The organism is Streptomyces sp. NPDC057565 (assembly GCF_042801455.1).
Taxonomy (GTDB): Bacteria; Actinomycetota; Actinomycetes; order Streptomycetales; family Streptomycetaceae; genus Streptomyces; species Streptomyces yanii.
On sequence record NZ_JBHVFU010000004.1, the window covers coordinates 529,120 to 546,704 of the forward strand.

At 68.3% G+C, this 17,585-nt stretch carries 14 protein-coding genes; 7 read left to right on the forward strand and 7 right to left on the reverse strand.

Going from position 1 to position 17,585, the window contains the following annotated elements:
- Window positions 1-97 precede the first annotated feature (97 nt).
- The 3 genes from ACFU8W_RS12365 to ACFU8W_RS12375 form a co-directional block, all read right to left on the reverse strand.
- Entirely contained in the window at window positions 98-1,651 is a 1,554-nt protein-coding gene (locus ACFU8W_RS12365) for a sodium:solute symporter (protein ID WP_384035365.1), read from the reverse strand.
- Window positions 1,648-1,806 carry a DUF3311 domain-containing protein gene (locus ACFU8W_RS12370; protein WP_327249530.1) on the reverse strand — a complete coding sequence of 53 codons (159 nt, stop codon included), beginning with the start codon at window positions 1,804-1,806 and terminating at the stop codon, window positions 1,648-1,650. The genes ACFU8W_RS12365 and ACFU8W_RS12370 overlap by 4 nt, the downstream gene beginning before the upstream one ends.
- 77 nt (window positions 1,807-1,883) lie before the next feature.
- Window positions 1,884-2,681 (reverse strand): class E sortase, encoded by a 798-nt coding sequence (locus ACFU8W_RS12375; RefSeq protein WP_384035265.1) that lies wholly within the window; start codon window positions 2,679-2,681, stop codon window positions 1,884-1,886.
- 78 nt (window positions 2,682-2,759) lie between these two features.
- On the opposite strand from ACFU8W_RS12375, the gene ACFU8W_RS12380 reads away from it, so the two are divergent.
- On the forward strand, window positions 2,760-3,758 hold the full coding sequence (locus ACFU8W_RS12380) for an SEC-C metal-binding domain-containing protein (protein WP_384035268.1): 999 nt from the start codon (window positions 2,760-2,762) through the stop codon (window positions 3,756-3,758).
- A gap of 342 nt (window positions 3,759-4,100) precedes the next feature.
- Here the strand turns inward: ACFU8W_RS12380 and ACFU8W_RS12385 are convergent, their stop codons facing one another.
- Window positions 4,101-4,598, reverse strand: coding sequence for a PH domain-containing protein (locus tag ACFU8W_RS12385; protein WP_384035271.1), 498 nt, complete (start codon window positions 4,596-4,598; stop codon window positions 4,101-4,103).
- A gap of 738 nt (window positions 4,599-5,336) precedes the next feature.
- Here ACFU8W_RS12385 and ACFU8W_RS12390 point away from each other — a divergent pair.
- The 5 genes from ACFU8W_RS12390 (at window position 5,337) to ACFU8W_RS12410 (ending at window position 12,565) form a co-directional block, all read left to right on the forward strand.
- The gene (locus ACFU8W_RS12390; protein WP_384035274.1) at window positions 5,337-6,866 is read left to right on the forward strand and encodes an ATP-binding protein; all 1,530 of its coding nucleotides are present in this window, start codon (window positions 5,337-5,339) and stop codon (window positions 6,864-6,866) included.
- A 49-nt stretch (window positions 6,867-6,915) separates the two neighbouring features.
- Window positions 6,916-9,855: a Z1 domain-containing protein gene (locus ACFU8W_RS12395; protein ID WP_384035277.1), complete on the forward strand. Its 2,940-nt coding sequence runs from the start codon at window positions 6,916-6,918 to the stop codon at window positions 9,853-9,855.
- Window positions 9,856-9,869: 14 nt separating this feature from the next.
- Window positions 9,870-10,322 carry a very short patch repair endonuclease gene (locus ACFU8W_RS12400; protein ID WP_384035280.1) on the forward strand — a complete coding sequence of 151 codons (453 nt, stop codon included), beginning with the start codon at window positions 9,870-9,872 and terminating at the stop codon, window positions 10,320-10,322.
- Entirely contained in the window at window positions 10,319-11,275 is a 957-nt protein-coding gene (locus tag ACFU8W_RS12405; protein WP_384035283.1) for a DNA cytosine methyltransferase, read from the forward strand. Before ACFU8W_RS12400 ends, ACFU8W_RS12405 begins: the two co-directional genes overlap by 4 nt.
- A 69-nt stretch (window positions 11,276-11,344) precedes the next feature.
- Entirely contained in the window at window positions 11,345-12,565 is a 1,221-nt protein-coding gene (locus ACFU8W_RS12410; RefSeq protein ID WP_384035286.1) for a DNA cytosine methyltransferase, read from the forward strand.
- 21 nt (window positions 12,566-12,586) lie between these two features.
- Here ACFU8W_RS12410 and ACFU8W_RS12415 read toward each other — a convergent pair whose 3' ends face one another.
- From ACFU8W_RS12415 to ACFU8W_RS12425, 3 genes are read right to left on the reverse strand one after another with little or no spacing between them, the layout of a single operon-like run.
- Window positions 12,587-13,492, reverse strand: a complete 906-nt coding sequence (locus ACFU8W_RS12415) for a DUF6339 family protein (RefSeq protein WP_384035289.1) — start codon at window positions 13,490-13,492, stop codon at window positions 12,587-12,589.
- Window positions 13,489-14,481 (reverse strand): hypothetical protein, encoded by a 993-nt coding sequence (locus tag ACFU8W_RS12420; RefSeq protein WP_345517905.1) that lies wholly within the window; start codon window positions 14,479-14,481, stop codon window positions 13,489-13,491. The genes ACFU8W_RS12415 and ACFU8W_RS12420 overlap by 4 nt, the downstream gene beginning before the upstream one ends.
- A complete protein-coding gene (locus ACFU8W_RS12425; protein ID WP_384035293.1) occupies window positions 14,478-16,577 on the reverse strand; it encodes a helix-turn-helix domain-containing protein in 2,100 nt (699 codons plus the stop codon). The genes ACFU8W_RS12420 and ACFU8W_RS12425 overlap by 4 nt, the downstream gene beginning before the upstream one ends.
- 573 nt (window positions 16,578-17,150) lie before the next feature.
- Between ACFU8W_RS12425 and ACFU8W_RS12430 the strand changes: the two genes are divergently transcribed.
- Window positions 17,151-17,492, forward strand: a complete 342-nt coding sequence (locus tag ACFU8W_RS12430) for a hypothetical protein (RefSeq protein WP_384035296.1) — start codon at window positions 17,151-17,153, stop codon at window positions 17,490-17,492.
- Window positions 17,493-17,585: the final 93 nt, after the last annotated feature.

Below are 17,585 nucleotides of genomic sequence, written 5' to 3' on the forward strand. Positions count from 1 at the left end.
AGCCGGCGCGGCGCGAGCCGGGCACGGCCGCGCTCACGCCGGGCCGACGCCCTGCCGCTGAAGTCGGTCGGGCTGTCTCTGGTGGCGGCGGTCGGCGTCAGGCTCCTGCGGAACCGGCGCCCGCGACGGTAACGGCCTCACTCCCGGTCGTGGGCGAGGCCGCCAGAGCCGGCTCCCCGATCTCGTCCCGCGCGAGCACCTCGCTGTCCGGCCGCTCGTCGTGCTCGCGCGGACCCGCGTACGTCACCGCGAGTGCGACGACGAGGTTGGCGGCGAGCGCGACGATGCCCGCGTTCACACCCCACACCGGATCGTTCTCGGTGAACACGAACCCGCAGACCGTTCCCACCCCGACGACCAGCCCGGCCAGCGCCCCGAGCAGCGTCAGCCGCCGCCACATCAGCCCCAGCAGCACCATGGGGAGCAACTGCGCCATCCCCTCGTACGAGATGAGGGAGAGCCGCACCAGCGTGTTCGGCGCCGTGTAGGTGAGCACGAGCGCGATCACGCCCGCGGCCACGACGACGGTCTGGGCGGCGCCCTTCTGCCGGTGCTGCCAGCGCGGCACGAGCGAGAGCACGCTGCGCCCCCACATCGTGCCGATGACCAGCATGAAAACCGCCATGGGCACGATCGAGGACAGCGCGGCGGCCACCCCGATGACGCCGACCGCCCAGGCGGGCAGCGAGTCCACGACGAGCTTGAAGAGCGCGAGGTTGGACTCGGCGCCGACGAGCCCCGGCACGACGAAGAGGGCGGCCATGCCGAGCAGCATCGGGACGAAGAGCAGCACGTTGTAGGCCGGCAGCCACATCGCGTTGCGGCGCAGCACGTCGGCGTTCTTCGCGCCGAGGTAGCCGGCGACGGTGGTCGGGAAGATCACCACGGTGAGGGAGTTGAGGAACGAGGTGGTGATGAACCAGGCCTGCCCGAGCCCGCTGTCGCCGTGCCCGGGGAAGGTCAGCCACTCGCTCTTCTCGGTGACGAGCCGGTCGAGGAAGGGCCCGTACCCGTCGAAGTAGTGCAGAGGGACGTAGAAGACGAGAAACCCGAGAGTGGCGATCACCAGCACGTCCTTGAGGACGGACACCCAGGCGCTGCCGCGCAGCCCGCTGACCACGACGAAACCCGTGGTGACGGCGAAGGCTATGAAGTACGCCCAGTTCAGGCTGATGGCACCGTACGAGATGGTGGAGACGACGACGCCCATGCCGGTGATCTGCAGCTGGATGTACGGCAGCAGGAAGACGGTGGCGAGGACGGCGACGAGCGCGCCGAGCCAGGGCCGCCCGAAGCGGTGCGCGACCATGTCGGTGATCCCGACGAGCCCGTGCCGGCGCGCGTACGCCCAGAGCATCGGGCCGACCACGTACCCGACGGCGTACCCGCAGGACATGTAGGCCACCACGTAGAGCACGGGCGCCCCGTAGTTGTAGCCCCATCCGGCAGCCCCCAGATAACTGAAGCTGGTGTATCCCTCGCCGGCCATCAGCACCCAGATGAAGACGGCCCCGAGACTGCGTCCGCCGACGGACCACTCGGCGAGCCCGCCCCTGCCACCGCTCCCCCGCCCCCGCACGGCGAGCAGCCCGAGCCCCACGGTGACCACCATGAAGACCCCGAAGACCGAGGTCGCCACCGCGGCGTTCACCGGCGGTCCCCCCGTCGGGTCAGCCATACGGCGACGGGTGTGAGCAGCGTCGCCCCGAGCAGCCACACGAAGAGGAACGGCAGTCCGAGTACGACGGGATCGACCCGGTTCACGAACGGCAGCGCTCCCAGGTAGAGCACATAGGGAACCAGCAACCACAACAACTGCGGACGACGTCTGAGCACGTCAGGCAACCTTAGTCCGGTAGTGGCACCGCTGTTCCGCGAGGGCACTACCGCGCCCTGGCTCCCGTCAGCCTCCCCCATACGACAAGCCGGTACCGGGAGGTGAACTCGGGTGTGCACGTGGTCAGCGTCACGTAGGCACCGGGCTCGCTGTACCCGACGTGAGGCCGCACATTGCTGCGCGGAACGGCGGCGATCACCCCGCTGTCCCGCGGAGACGTCCGGGACAGCGTCTTGTCCACGACGTACGTGTACACCCGCTCCCGGGTCTCGACGGTGATCCGGTCGCCCCGGCGCAGCCGGTTGATGTACCGGAACGGTTCGCCGTGCGTGTTGCGGTGCCCGGCGAGCGCGAAGTTCCCCACGCCGCCGGGCTGCGCGGTGCGCGGGTAGTGCCCGACGTACCCCTTGTCGAGGACGCCGCTCTTGCTGATGCCCTGGGCGACCGGCGCGGCGAGCCCGAGGCGCGGGATGCGGATGACGGCGTACGCCTGATCCCAGCGAGGCGCGCGCGCCGCGGCCGTCGTACGCCCGCTCCCGCCGCCACCGGTCCGCGACACCGGGGCCGGGCCGTCGTCCCCGCCCCCACTGTCCGAGGGCCCCACCGGCTCTCCGCCCCCGTCCGTGCCCCGGCCCCACTCCTGCTCCAGGGCCCGCACTTGGTGCTCGGCTCCCGCCCTGGCCTGCCGATTGGTCCACCACAGCTGATGGACGACGAGAAGCAGCAGCACGACACCCAGGGTCATGACCGCCTCGGCGCCCGTCCACAGCCCACGCGCGGCGACGCGTCGCCCCCGCGGGTTCCGCTGCACCGCGACCGGTATCCGCTCCCTCACGGCCCGCACGATAGGGGCACGACCCGTAACTCACCAGGGCCGGAACAACCCTCCGCCCAGTAGCCGTACAGCAGTACGGTGTGGTTCATGCGCCCCGACACGCCTGCTGATCACATCGCCGAAGCCGAGCGCCTGCTGCGCACCGCGGCGCAGTACCCCGACGATCGGGAGCCGATGCTCCTGCGCGCCGCGGCCCACCTGGAACTCGCCGACCAGCGCCCCCGCGCCGCCACTCTCTACGACGAACTGCTCGCCGCGAATCCCGTCGACCCGTCCCTGATCAAAGCCTTCAAGGCAGCGAACCTCTGGGAGTACGGTCACGAGGCCGAGGCCCGCGCGATCATCGATGGCCTCCGCGCGGCGGGACCACTCGAAGCGGCCCCCTGGAGGATCGCCGCCGAGACCCTCGAATCGCACGACGAGCTGGAGTCGGCGCACGACTTCTTCTCGACCGCGCTGACCTTGCTCCTGGCTACGGACGAGGAAGTCTCCTACGCCACCCAGTCCCTGCTGTTCGGGCGCCACCGCGTACGACGCCTGATGGGCCTCGGCCACGATGCCTGGGACGAGCTCGCCGACACCCTCCACAGCGCCACGGTCCCGCTCGACGAGCTTCACGACCCGAAGCGCCTGTGGTCGCTGGGCTCGTCCGACCCGGGCGAGCTCCAGGCCGAGATCGCCCGCCTCCGCGCGGAACTGGGCACCTATCGCACGGCTCTGTCCCGCCCGTTCCCGGTGGCGGTCCTGCACTGGACGGCGGCGGAACTCGACGAGCTCCTGACCGCGTACCCGACCTTGCGCACCGAGTATCCGTCCCACCCCGAGCACCTGAACCGCCTGGAAGCCTCTCTCCGCGACCTGTATGCGGCAGGGACCCCGAACCTCGGCATCGTCACCGGCACGGTTCCGTCGTACGAGGCGTTCGCCGCCTCGGAGGCCGCGTCGCCGTCCGACCCGAACCTCCTCCCCCAGTACGCCACCACCCTCGCGGCCCGCGGCCGCGCGGTCCCGTGGCCGCCGGCCCGGCGCGCGGCGTGCTGGTGCGGGTCGGGGCGGACCTACCGGGAGTGCCACGGGGCGGCGTGACCGGCACCGCACGACCGGCAGGGCTCGACCGACGGGGTACGGCTCCGGCGTCCCGGGGCCGTACGTCCGTCGCTGATCGCCAACGGCCGCTGAGCGCCTTGCGCTGGGCCGCGTCGAGACCGGCCGCGGTCTGTTCGGCGTCGGCTCCGTCGGTCTTCAGCCAGGTGTGCACCTGCGACTGCAGGACCTGAGTGAACGCACCGTAGTAAGGGGTCCGTGGGCATTGGGGTGCCGTTAACGAACGTGTCATCAGCCGCCACAAGCTCGCGGGAGCTTCGTCGTTACGGCTTCTTGTCGCGCTCATGTCCGGCATGATGCGTGGCCGCCCGGACCTCGACCTTTTCACCCGGGTGGCAGGAGACCCGTGCCCTTTGCTGACGCCCAGTACGTATGGAGTTTGACCAGATTCTCGTCGAACTCCCAGTCCCGCCGACCACTGGTGAACAGCCCGGGCATGGTGAGTGGACGACCCTTGGTCCGGTGCACACGAACATCCCAGTACGGGCCGCCGCAGGTGCGCCGCTGCCGTTCTTCGAAGCGCGCGACCTCACTCCAAGGGATCGAGTGGCGCTTCACGAAGCTCTGCAGGCGAATGTGGTCCGGGGCGAGGTACGTGGCTCCGCGCGCTTGATTGATCATGTGGACGGCCAGAAGGATCCAGAAGACCGCTATCCCCAAAAGCCACGCGCCGCGGTCCGGATCCGGTTGCGTACTCGTCCTGTTTGCCGGAAGCCACCAGATCGCCGCCCCAACGGCGGCGCAAACAACGCCCATGCCGCCAATGGCCCACTTGTTCCGCTTCAGGTCCCGGCTACCAAGGCCGAGCCGGATCTCACTCACACCGCGAGCGTAGAGGCTGCTCGCGGAACTGCGCACCGGTTCGACCCTGATCTCCAGCCTGATGTCCTGGTGTGGTGCTGAGGTGTACCCCAGCACCACACCCGACTCTCACTGAAAGCGCGTCAGAATAGAGTCCCACGATGACGCCGTAACCCGCCACCGACAGCCCGCACGCACCGAGCGACCCGCCACCGGTCCTACGGCGGCTGGTGACACATTCGTTAACGGCACCCCGCATTGCACCGCATGCTTCAGTGCCTCGCTCGACGTAAAGGTGTACGCGGCTCGCACCCATTCCGGTTGGGCCCAGGAGCCGCCCTCACCGCCCGGGGACGCGGACGGTGCCGGGCCGGCCGAGTGGAGAGCCTCAGCGAGCGCGGGCGCGGGCGCGTTACGTAACCACGTACTGAGCGCTCTCACGTCGCCCGTTCGACATGCGTGCCGCGCACCGTGAGCCGCAACTCAACGGCCCCGCGCCCCCACTGCCCCGGCCACGTCCGCACTGTCCGCCATACGCTGCCCCCATCGGCGCCGTTGCCGCCCCGGTCGACGAGGCTCCTGACCCATCGACCGCCACGCCCCCGGGACCTGTCCGCGGCGGAACCACCCACGGATAACCGCTTACGCAGCCAATTCCCCAATGCCCCACCTTTGCAATATCATCACATTCAATCCATTGATCTCAGGGCCACACCTCCCCCACGCAGGTTCCAGCTCTGTGTGCGCGAGGAAGTCTTCATGACGCCCTATCAGCCTTCCGGCGACTGGCAGTACGAGATCCCGACGACCGGCAGCAAGCGACTTCCGCCCGCCGCCCGTTACGTCGAATCGCTGACGCACCAGGGTTACGGCTTCGAGGCCGCCATAGCCGACCTGATCGACAACTCCATCGACGCGGGCGCCCGTAACGTCGTCATCAGCTTCCTCCGGGACGAGGACCGCCTCGTCAGCCTGCTCGTCGTCGACGACGGATGCGGCATGAACGACGAGGCCCTGGACACCGCGATGACGGTCGGCGGCCGCGAGGGGTACGCGGCAAGCGCGCTCGGTCACTTCGGGGCGGGCCTCAAGGCCGCCTCCCTCTCGCACGCCGATTCGCTGACTGTCATCAGCCGCACCAAGAAGAGTCCGTCCACCGGCCGCCGCTGGCTGACGGCGCGCGCCCACGCCGACTTCACCTGCGACGTCGTCGACCCCCGCTACTGCCAGGACCTCGTCGACCGCTACGACGGGATCGTCGAATGGCACGGCACGATCGTCCGCTGGGACCGGGTGCGGGCCTTCGACACCGTGACTGCGGGTCAGGCCGACCGGTTCCTCAATGACGCGATCGAGAAGCTGGAGACCCACCTCGGCCTCTATCTCCACCGCTTCCTGGCCCGTGAGGGCTTCAACGTCGACATCGTCGTCGAGGACGTGCGGACCAAGGAGGAGCTCGACCACCGCGGCGTAGAGCCGCTCGACCCGTTCGGTTACCGGGTGCCGGGCCGGGCCGGCTACTCCCGCACGTACACCGCACCGATCGAGGGCGTCGGCGAGCTCGCGCTGACCGCGCACATCTGGCCCCCGAAGTCACCCCTGGTCAGCTTCCGCGGCATCGGTCCGCTCGCCGAACGCCAGGGCTTCTACATCTACCGCAACGACCGGCTCGTCCAGGCGGGCGGCTGGAACAGCACCCGCAGCGCCGAGGGCCACCTCGCCCTGGCCCGGATCGCGGTCGACCTGCCGACCGAACCGAACGATGTCTTCAGCCTCACGGTGAAGAAGGACGGCGTGACGGTCACGCCCGCCTTCGCCCGCGGTCTCGAACAGGCCGCCGCCGACAATGGCCACACATTCGCCGCGTACCTCCAGGAAGCGGAGACGACGTATCGGGAGGCGGCCCGCCGCTCCACCGAACCGACCCGCAAGGCCGTCATCCCGGCCGGCAAGGGCCTCGACCCGAAGCTGAAGCGCGCCCTCCGGGACGAACTGCCGGAACTGGACGGCGAGGACCCGATCACCTTCCGCTGGGACACGCTGCCGTCGGAAGTCTTCTTCGAACTCGACCGGGAGGAGCGGGAGGTCAAGCTCAACAAGGAGTACCGGCAGGCCTTCAACGGAGGCCGCCGCGGTGGCCTGAACGACGCCCCGGTCGTCAAGAGCATGCTCTACCTCATGGTCAACGAGATCTTCCAGAAGGAACGGGTACGGGCCGTCCACACCGACAACGTCGCCCTGTGGAACAGCGTCCTGGTGACGGCCGCGCGCTGCGAACTCGCGCGCTGAGCAACCGAACCGTCCTCCGACCTCCCCTCCCGAGGAAGCCGTCCCCACCATGACCGACCACCTGTTCAACCTGCACGGCGACGTCCTGGCCGCGATGCGCCGCGGACCCAAACACTTCACCAAGCTGGCCTTCGTACTCACCGAGGCCGACGAACCCGCCGACACGGAGCTGAGCCACTTCCGGGACCGCATCGTCGCCGCGGGCCCCGGCGACGAGCTCACCGCGCTCTGGCATCGCACTCTGACCGGCTGGGACCTGGCGGAACAGGCCGACTGGTCCGCCGCCCCGCCCCGTACCGACGAGCGCCGCGCGGACACGCACACCCGCCTCGGCTTCGGCGCCGACCTGCGCAAGGCGCTCGACCATGCGGTGCCGGTCTTCAAGGAGCCCGGCCCGACGATCATCAGCAGGACCCCGACTTCCTGGTACTCCCGGGACACCGCGGCGGCCCGCTCCTTCTACTGGAACTCGTACGAGCAACTGCTGCGCCGCAAGGGCTGGTCGGACGCGGCCGTGTCCAGCCTCGACGAGGCGAGCCACGCCGTGGTCGAGCGCCTCGCCGACCCCACGCGCGCCGAGGCGTACGGAGCCCGCGGCCTGGTCGTCGGCTATGTCCAGTCGGGCAAGACCGCCAACTTCACCGGCGTCACGGCGAAGGCCATCGACGCGGGCTACCGTCTCGTCATCGTCCTCGGCGGCACCCTGAACCTCCTGCGGGGCCAGACCCAGCGCCGCCTGGACATGGAACTGATCGGCCAGGAGAACATCCTGCGCGGCGCCGACCCGTCGGATCCGGACGCCCTGATCGACATCGACTACCAGGACGACGAGGACTGGCCGGCGAAGTTCGTCAGTCACGGCGGCCGGCCCTCCACCCGAGGCGCTTTCGACATCGAACGCCTCACCACCCGGGACGACGACTACAAGAGTCTGGCCACCGGGATCCGCGCGCTCGAATTCGACAAGCAGGTCCGTACGCAGCCGCTGCACGCCCCGGACAACCTGCACCGTGCGGCCGCGCGCGTGATGGTCGTGAAGAAGAACAAGTCCGTGCTGGCCAAGCTCATCAAGGACCTGAAGAAGATCGGTCCGCTCCTCTCCGAGATCCCCGCGCTGATCATCGACGACGAGTCCGACCAGGCTTCGGTCAACACCACGGACCCGAAGAAGTGGGAGGAGGGCAAGGTCGCCCGTACGGCCATCAACGGCCAGATCTCCCAGCTGCTCGGCCTCCTCCCGCGCGCCCAGTACGTCGGCTACACGGCGACGCCCTTCGCCAACGTCTTCGTCGACCCGGGAGACGGCGAGGACATCTTTCCCCGCGACTTCCTCATCTCGCTGCCGCGCCCGACCGGCTACATGGGCGTGCAGGACTTCCACGACCTGGACCGGACCGACGACTCCACCACCGGCACCGCCGAGGAATCCCACATCCGCGGCATCTACGAGGACACGGGGGACCGCCTCCGGGAAGCGCTGGACGCCTTCCTGCTCACCGGAGCCCTGAAGCTGTACCGCGCGGCCAACGGCGTCCCCGACGGCCCGTTCCGCCACCACACGATGCTCGTCCACGAGTCCGTACGCATGGCCGAGCACGCAGCCCTGGCGCTGCGCATCAGCTCCCTGTGGCACGAGGCGGCGTACACCAGCCAGGATGGGCACGACCGCCTGTCGGCCCTGCTGGCCTCCGACTTCCAGCGCTTCGCCGACGACGGACTGCCCACCCCCGCGTCGTACGAGGAGCTGAAGCCACACATCTTCCGGGCCCGTCAGCTGATCAACTCCGGCGGCACACCGGTGATCGTCGTCAACGGCGACACCGAGCGCGACTACGCCCAGCCCGACCTCGACTTCGACCGCACCCCGAACGTGTGGAAGATCCTGGTGGGCGGCACCAAGCTCTCCCGCGGTTTCACGGTCGAGGGCCTGACGGTGACGTACTACCGCCGAAAGACCCAGCAGGCCGACACCCTGATGCAGATGGGCCGGTGGTTCGGCTTCCGCCCCGGCTACCGCGACCTGGTCCGCCTCTACATCGGCCGCGAGGAGCCCATGGGCAAGTCGAAGACGGTCGACCTGTACGAGGCCTTCGAGGCCATCTGCCGTGACGAGGAGACGTTCCGCGCCCAACTCACCCGGTACGCCACCCTGGTGGACGGCAAGCCCCAGGTCACCCCGGCCCAGATCCCGCCTCTGGTCTCCCAGCACCTGTCCTGGATCAAGCCGTCCGCCCGCAACAAGATGTTCAACGCGGAGCTGGTGGAGATCCGGTCGCCGGGCGAGTGGGTGGAGCCGACGGCGTACCCGACGGATGCGGCGGATCTGCGGCACAACGCGGAGGCCTGGCGCCCCGTCCTGGATTCGCTCGACCCCACACCCGTCACGGTGAGCTGCTCCTCCCCCGAGCACGGTCGCAGCGACAGCTACGAGGCCCTGCTCGGCATCGTCGATCACAACACGCTGCTGAAGATCCTGTGCGACCTGCGTTGGTTCGCTCCCTCGCAGTTCTCACCGCATCTGGAGTCCCTCATCACCGTCGAGGAGTCTGGCCCGGGCATCGACGACTGGCTCGTGATCGTCCCGCAGCAGACGTCGGTCAGCCGTACGGAGGCGACGATCTTCGACTCCCGTCCGCTGTCCCTGGCACACCGAACTCGTCGTCGCGGAGATCTCTTCGGTGCGATCAGCGAGCCGAAGCACCGCGGGGTCGCCCTGCGGGTGGCAGGCGCGCTGAAGGACTCGGGGGACCCGCTGGTCGAGTCCCTCGCCCGTGAGCGACGCGGCGTCCTGGTCCTGTATCCCGTGGTCGAGGACGAACCCCGGCTCTCCGCGGGCGGTGCGATCGACCCCGGGCGTCTGGTCATGGCCTTCTCCCTGGTCGCCCCGAAGTCGACTACCGGACGGGAGAAGGGCCTGGTGCGCTTCCGGACCATCGATTCAGGGAAGAGCGATTTCGCGATCATTGATCGCGAGAGCGGCGGGGCGTAGGAGACTTGGCAGTGATGAGCACCGCGAAGCCTTCATCCCCCGGCGTCTCCGCCCGGATGAGCCGCCAGGCGAGCCGCGACACCGCTCCCGAGGTGGCCGTCCGAAAGCTGCTGCATGCCGCGGGCTATCGCTACCGGATCAACGAACGGGTCCCGGGCATGTCCCGGCGCACTATCGACATCGCCTTCACCCGGTCCAAGGTGGCAGTGATGATCGACGGCTGCTTCTGGCACGGTTGCCCCGAGCACGCCACGCAACCGAAGGCGAACTCCGAGTGGTGGCGGAAGAAGCTTGATCGGAACATTGCACGGGATCTGGAGACGACCGAGCATCTGACCGCGGCCGGGTGGACGGTGCTGCGGTTCTGGGAGCACGCTCCCGCGGTCGGAGTCGCCGAACAGGTGGCCGCAGTCGTCGACCGGGAACGGCGCGGGCGCCGGGTACAACACAGGGGTGGGGATCTATGAGCAAGCTGCGGTTTGTCGACGTGTGCGCCGGGGCCGGCGGATTAGCCCTGGGGCTTGAAGGGGCCGGCTTCGAACCTGTGCTGCTGCTGGACAGCAAGCCAGTGGCATGCGAGACGCTTCGCCTGAACCGGCCGACGTGGCGGGTTCTGGAAATGGACCTTCTGGATTTCGTTCCGGACGAGCATCCGGAGACCTACGACGTCGACCTGCTGTCGGCAGGACTTCCGCGCGTGAAGTCCAGCGCGACTGCGGCGAGGGCCGAGACCGAGGAGGAACTGCGCCTTCTGGAGGCTGCGGTCCTTCTGACCCACTCCGTCCAGCCGCGCGCTCTGCTCATCGAGAACGTGCCGGGACTGGTCGATGCCCCGGAGTTCGAGTCCGCTCGCGAGTTCATCCGCAAGGAACTGGAACACCTCGGATACCGGTTCGGCTGGTTCGTGCTCAACGCCGCCGACTTCGGCGTACCGCAGGACCGCAAGCAGGGGGTGCTCGTCGCGTTGAAGGAGCGGTACTTCGACGCCTTCCGGCCGCCGACGCCGACGGTCACGGAGCACGTGTCGGTGGGCAGAGCGCTGCGCCGCTCCATGGCGGCTCGTGGTTGGACCGGCGCCGACGCGTGGGCGGCTCGGGCGCTCAGTGTGGCACCGACCCTCGTGGGCGGCTCCGACAATCGCGGTGGCGCCGACCTCGGGCCGACGGGGACGAAAAAGGCGTGGGCCCGTATGGGGGTCAACGGGGGCGCTCTTGCCGACGAGGTCCCGGGGGCCGAGTTCGACGGTTCCTTGGACATGATCAAGCTCACGGACTCGCAGGCAGCGCTGCTGCAGGCATTCCCCGCGGAATGGCGCTTCGCCGGAAAGAAGACGGCCCGGTACCGGCAGATCGGTCATGCCTCTCCGCCGCCAGTCGGGAAAGCACTCGGGCAGGCCATCACGGCCGCGCTCGGCGCCTGATACGTCGTGGACGCCGGACTCGAACGTACGGCGCCGAGCGGCCTCGCACGCCGGCTACACTTTCACACCATGACCCACCCACCTCATCGATCGCTTCAGCCTGCGCAGATCCACATCGTGGATCTCTTCGCAGGGCCCGGCGGCCTCGACATCGCCGCCACGATCATGGGCCTGAAGAGCATCGGGGTCGAGTGGGACGACCCTACGCGTGCGACGCGGAAAGCGGCCGGTCTCCTGACCACCGTGGAGAAGGATGTCGCCAAACTCGGACCGTGCGACCCCGAGGTCATCGGCGCGAATGTTCTCACCGGCGGGCCGCCGTGCCAGTCCTTCTCCGTCGCGGGCAACCGGAAGGGTCACAAGGCGCTGGACGATGTGAAGCGCCTGGCCACGTGCTTGGCCGACCACGAAGACCTCGCGTCCTTCGAGGCAGCGTGGAAAGAGGTCAAGGCCGAGACCGACCTCATGTCCGACGAGCGCACGGGACTCGTGCTCCAGCCGCTGCGCTGGATCATGGAAGCCAAGCTCAAGCGCGGAAGACCGTACGACGTGATCGTTCTGGAGCAGGTACCCACAGTCCTGCCGGTGTGGAAGCACTACGTCGAGATCCTCAGGCGAACCGGCTACGCCGCTGATGCCCATGTCCTGCACTCCGAGGACTTCGGTGTCCCGCAGACGCGACGGCGTGCCGTACTGATCGCGCAGTACGACCCGGGGAACGAGCGCCGGAAGGTTCGGTTCCCGGAAGCGACCCATCAGCGGTACAGGAAGGGCGCCGAACGACTGACGGCGAAGGACGACCACCAGGACGGTTCGCTGTTTCCGCCCCCCCACGGCGACGGAGAGATCAAGCCGTGGGTGTCCATGGGGGACGCTCTCGATGCGACGCGTCCCCATGAATTCGTCATGGTCTCCAACTACGGCTCCGGCGGCGACCCCAAGAAACGGGGGCGCCGCAATTCCGTGGATCCCGCACCGACGATCACCGGCAAGGTACGACGCAACCGTCTCTTCCTGTTGAAGGAAGCCGAGTCGGGTGCGAAGGACGTCGGTGAGGAGCTGGATCGCCTGACGTTCCCGGAAGCCGGGCTGCTCCAGTCGTTTCCCGTCGCCTATCCCTGGCGATCCACCGACGTGGCCCAGCAGATCGGCAACGCCATCCCGCCTCGCCTCTCGCTCCACATCCTGAGCATGGCGCTCCTGCGCGAACCGCCGCAGGAGAAGTGGTATGCGTTGCTGAAGGACTGGAAGCCCGAGAGCCTGGCCACGGACGAGGCCGAATACGCCTGAGGCCTTCGAAAGGCCCAGGTGTCAAAGTTCGCTGGCCTTCGTGTCGTCGGCGGCCGCCTTTCCGCGTACGGGGACCTCGGCGAAGAGTTCCGTGAAGTGGTCGACAAGTACGGCCACCGAGGTCTCCGGGGTCTTCTCCTCGTCCGGACCTTCCGGAAGCGCTCTGCGCGGCACAGCCGGTGCCGACTCGGCTGCCTCGATCCAGGCCTGCAGCGGCCTGCCGTCCCGTTCCGCGTCCGGGGCGACGACGTCGTACATGAGCGTCGCTGCGGACGCGTTGATCGCTGCCACCAAGGCATTGATCTCCCTGCCGGTCCTCACCGTGGCGCGCGTGATCAGCCGCACGATCGCCTGTGCGGTCGGCCGGTGGTCGATCACGTCGAGCCGTAGAGCGGTGTTGAGCATGTCCTGGTGCGCGCAGACGGTCGCCACCGGCGCATAGTCGGAACCGTTGCGGAAAAGTTCGGCCGCCCACCACAGCCGGGCGAACGCCTGGGTGTACGCAGGGCCGCGAAACCGGGTGGAGGCGACCTTCGGCAGTTCCCCGTCCTTCTTCGGCTCGGACAGGTGCCGCCAGACGACGTAGTCGGGGGCGACGCCCAGGGCCAGGTAGTTCCAGAGCCTGCGGTCTGCGGCCTCGCGGCGGCTGAGCCTCAGCGTCGCGTGAAGCCGAGGAGCGAGCCAAGCATCAGCAGCTGTTACCTTTCCGTCGCGGAATCCGTGCATGGCGTCGTCGATCAGATCACGGACCGGCTCCAGCTCGGCGCGGCTCTCCCCCGCGTGCGGCAGAGGTTCGGTGATCTTGTTGAGCGCTATGGCAGGGACGTCTTCCTTGCCGGTGAGAAGTCCTTCGGTGAGGTACTGCGCCGCGTTGAGGTCCGCAAGCAACGCCAGGCGTTCGGGCAGGTGGTTCGGCTTGTCGGTCATGCGTCGGTCCCCCGGTGGATGCGGTCCAGGCCGCGGATGGTGGCGATCAGGGCCTTGGGCACTTCCGCCCTGCGCGTCGCGGCGTAGTGGATGCGAGGTTGGAGATCGGTCCAACCGGACGTTCCGGTCCGCCGCCGGTGGACCTCACGCAGAGACTCCTCCAGGGGGCGGTCGGGCACGACGTCGGGCAGCATCTCTCGGAGTACCTCGCCACGCCAGTCGCGGGGGAACAGCGGCGTTCCGTCGTCCTCGATCTCCAGGTCACCGATGGCGGTGTGGAAGACGGCGGTCCACACATCCGTACACATCTGCGCGATCAGCAGGTCTCGAACCAGGTTGTCGACCGACGTGCTGTTGCCGCCGACAAGATCGGCGACTCCTTCGAAATCGGTGTTCATGTGAACGACGGGAAGGTCGCCGGACGTGTCGACGATCCAGGGCACCTCCCGGAAACGACGCAGCCACTCCGGCCCTTCCCGGAAACCGACTTCGACGACTTCGAGTTCCCGCTCGCGCAGGGGCGCCTCGGCCTGAAGGTCGACGATCCAGTCCTTGTCCGAGGTGGCGATCTCGCGTCCTCGCACACCGTCGACAGTGGCGACCACATGGAGGGACATCGTGGCCCGGTCCAAGTGGTCCGCACGCCACAGGTCGAGATGGCCCGTCCATTGGCGGCCACCCTCTTCGCCGGGCTTCAGGGGGGCCGTGATCCGTGTGTTGGTGGCGCCTTCGCTCAGTACGGCGACGACCGCCACGTCGGACCAGGGGCCGTCGGGCTCGGTCGCTCTGCCCGGCACGGTGGCGGAGAGTTTCAGACGGACGCTCTCCCAATCGTCCCGCTCGGCCACTCCCGGAGCGACCACCTGCTCGATGGCCGAGAACGCAGTGGTGTCGAGGGGTTCCCGGATCTCGCCCGGCCCCCGCAGTTCAACGGCGTCAACCCGTAGGGACACCACGCCGGGAAGTCGCTTGTACGGATAGACCCTCACGCCTGGCCCCCCTTGTCGGTACGGAGTTCCACGACGAGGCCGCTGAACACGGCCCTTACCGGATGCGTGGATACGTCGGTGGTTCCTCGGAAGGTCGCGTTGCGCGCGCCGGGCGCGAAGTGGATGGTGCCGCCGACCACTTCACAGTTGTGCACGGCGACGAGCTCGGACCAAGCCAGGACTGGTCGGGGCCCCGAGCGCACATCCAGTTTGGCCACCGGTGCGGGGCGCCACGAGTCGCCCCCGGCGGGGATCTTCACCTCGGCCGTGACGCACCACGCGCCGTCGCCGTTGATCTGGGCGTCGAGCTCCTCCAATGTCGGCGGACCCGCCGCCGTCGTCGGCCGGGTCACCTTCCGACCTCCCACGGCCAGGCGCTTGCGCAGCCGCTCCGAGCCGCCGTTGCGCTTCTTGGTGGGCAACGCGACGAGGTCACGCACGGCTTTGTTCGTCTGGGTGGTGAGTCCGGTGATCCGACGGTACGCGGACGGCGAGTACAGCATCCGCAGTTCCTCCGTCTGCCCCCACTTGTCATGCTCGGGCGGTTCGGAGGCCCGCAGGAATGCCTCGGCCTCGTCCGCGAAGGGGGCGCCCTCGCCCGCCGCGTGGCCGGCAAGCAGCACTGCATGGAAGGGGTTGGTCCCGACAGGCAGGCCGGGTACCCAAGCGACCCTGACGGTCATGCGGTTGCCCCGCATGGTCGTCACCCCGTTCGGCTTCCCGTCGGCGTCCTCGGCCTCGGTGACCAGAACGACCGCCCTGTGTTCACCGCCGTTCCCGCGTCCCGCGAGTGCCGGCACGCCGAGCGGCACGGTTGTCATGGCGACCTGTCCGGACTCGGTCAGCCGCTCCACGGTCGTGCCGTCCAGGAACGCCTGCAGCGCACGTGTCCGCGATGGTTGGGTGACACGGGGGTCGACCCGGGTCTCGGGGATGAGCTCAACTCCGTTGCGGAGCGTCCGCACGGAGGCCTCCAGCAATGGCCGTTGCGCTTCTCCGCCGGTCATGGCCGCCCAGAAGTTCCGACCAAGGGCATCCAGGAGTCGGTTGTGCATCCGATGCACGCTGTCGTCGTCCTCGACGCCTTCGCTCTCGGTCCCTTCGGCGAGGCTCGCCACGTCGTGGGCACCGACGATCAGGAACGACGTGCCGGGCTCGGCGCTCTCTCGCGACAGATGAAGACGCCCGACACTCTCCTCGTCGGCCCACCACGAGCGGGCGACGTCCACGCTGTCCGCGTCGGGGTCCGGCCGACCGAACCAGGCGGGTCCGGCCCAGGACTTTCCTCCCACCTCGCGCCAGGGCAGGTCGAGTCGGCCGATGAGTCGTCGTTCGGTCCGACCTTCGTGCGGCTCCGACAGGGTGGAGTTCATGAGGACCAGGCCGAGTCGACTCGTCGCCCAGAGAGTGGCCTTGCCGAGACCGTACGAGCCACCGGCACCGCTGATCGACTTCTGGCTGTCGAGCTGGCGGCGCACGACGGCGGCGAACCGACCCGTCTCGTAGTCGTCGCCGGTCAGCCCGGAGGCGTTGTAGTCGTCGATGCGGAGGAGGACCAGTCGATCGCGCTCGTACATGTCGCGCAATCCGGCAGCGACCATCCGTCCGACCTTCTGGTCCTGCTCGGCGGCCGCCTCGTAGTGCGGAAGGAGGTCGTCCCAGCGGATCTCGTCCCGGAAGCGGGCCAGTGCCTCGCCCGACAGTTCATGCAGCGTGTAGCGCACCCGGACCGGCTGTGCGAGGTCGAGGCGTTCGTCCAGGCTGTTCTGGGTCGCCTCGCGCGCAAGGACGCCGACGTCCGCCTCGAAAGCAAAGGCCGCCGCGTTCCCGAACTCGCGTCCTCCGTCGGCGTGTCCGGGACGGTGGTACCAGGAGATCGGCAGGCCGGCCAGGGTGTCCGCGGTACGGGTGTGAATTGTCCCCAGGTCCGTACCGAGCGCCTCGGCGATCTTGTTGATCGTCTCTTCGCGGGGGGTCGCCCGCCCGGTGATCCAGGCCGATACCGCCGCTCGCGTCAGCCCGATGCGCTGAGCCAGCTCAGCCTGGCTCAGGCCCGATTGTTTGAGCTGTCGCGCGAGCCAGGGACCGAAATCCATGCCGCCGTCCAATGTCACCACTCCCCAACTGCCGCACTGCTCACGGGGCAACCGTACACCGCCCATTTGACACCTGGGCCGGGGCGACAATTTTGATTGACACCACGTCCGGAGCCGCAGAAGTTTCCTGTCACTTCAGAAAAAGAATGTCTCGATGCGTCGCAGAAGCGAAGAATGACAGAGGTGTGCAGTATGTACGCTTCACCCGTTTCATACCGCTTGCATGGCGCAACAAGTGCACAACCAACGCCCTTGCATCACACGGGAGTTGATGCTTGAATCGAACGGGGGAAACGATTCCCCTGGACCGGCGCCCGGATAATAGGTGCCTGGTTTTGCGTACCCGAACACCAATAAATACACTTCATTGCATGTTTCGTCGAATTCGCGACCCCATTTCTTGAATCGACGGAATAGAGTGTGATTTACTCGCAACTCAACACGGCGAACAATTATACCGCTCTGCGGAATTCACACCCCCCACCTCGTGTGTATTCAGCCCTTCTGTACGTGCGCCATTTTCGGTACCGCCGGATTCGACATGCACAAACACACGAGAGCAGGGGTACAGCCATGCCCGACGACGAGTTCGACATCGTCCGCGCGTACGACGCCATCGACGACCCGGCCCTGAGGTCCGAGTTCCTCGACTCCATCGGCGCGACGCGCCCCCTCATCAACAGCCTCCGTCGCAGGCGTGATACTGAGCGCAGTGCGGCAGAAGCCACTCCGTCGCAGGACACGTCCACGCCCCCTTCTTCGCGCGGCGATGCGCCGCGCCGCCGCGTCCGACGCTCCCCTCGCCGCCCCCGGGTGATCGTGACCACCCGCCCGCCCAACATGGATCGCGCGCTGCGCAGGTACCGCCGCACGCCCCCGACCGTCGTGTTCGTCATCATCCTCAAGCCGCACTGAACGGACACGCCGTCAGTCTCCACGCCTACCGCTCGCTTGATGGCCGGTCGCGCTTCGCAGCGGCCGGCCTCGGCCCTCCTCCCGCGTTCTCAT

What these genes read in the sequence shown, in the direction of transcription:
- ACFU8W_RS12380 (WP_384035268.1), top strand. Translation starts at nt 2,760, where the DNA reads ATGCGCCCCGACACGCCTGCTGATCACATCGCCGAAGCCGAGCGCCTG.
- ACFU8W_RS12390 (WP_384035274.1), top strand. Translation starts at nt 5,337, where the DNA reads ATGACGCCCTATCAGCCTTCCGGCGACTGGCAGTACGAGATCCCGACG.
- ACFU8W_RS12395 (WP_384035277.1), top strand. Translation starts at nt 6,916, where the DNA reads ATGACCGACCACCTGTTCAACCTGCACGGCGACGTCCTGGCCGCGATG.
- ACFU8W_RS12400 (WP_384035280.1), top strand. Translation starts at nt 9,870, where the DNA reads ATGAGCACCGCGAAGCCTTCATCCCCCGGCGTCTCCGCCCGGATGAGC.
- ACFU8W_RS12405 (WP_384035283.1), top strand. Translation starts at nt 10,319, where the DNA reads ATGAGCAAGCTGCGGTTTGTCGACGTGTGCGCCGGGGCCGGCGGATTA.
- ACFU8W_RS12410 (WP_384035286.1), top strand. Translation starts at nt 11,345, where the DNA reads ATGACCCACCCACCTCATCGATCGCTTCAGCCTGCGCAGATCCACATC.
- ACFU8W_RS12415 (WP_384035289.1), bottom strand. Translation starts at nt 13,492, where the DNA reads ATGACCGACAAGCCGAACCACCTGCCCGAACGCCTGGCGTTGCTTGCG.
- ACFU8W_RS12425 (WP_384035293.1), bottom strand. Translation starts at nt 16,577, where the DNA reads ATGGATTTCGGTCCCTGGCTCGCGCGACAGCTCAAACAATCGGGCCTG.
- ACFU8W_RS12430 (WP_384035296.1), top strand. Translation starts at nt 17,151, where the DNA reads ATGCCCGACGACGAGTTCGACATCGTCCGCGCGTACGACGCCATCGAC.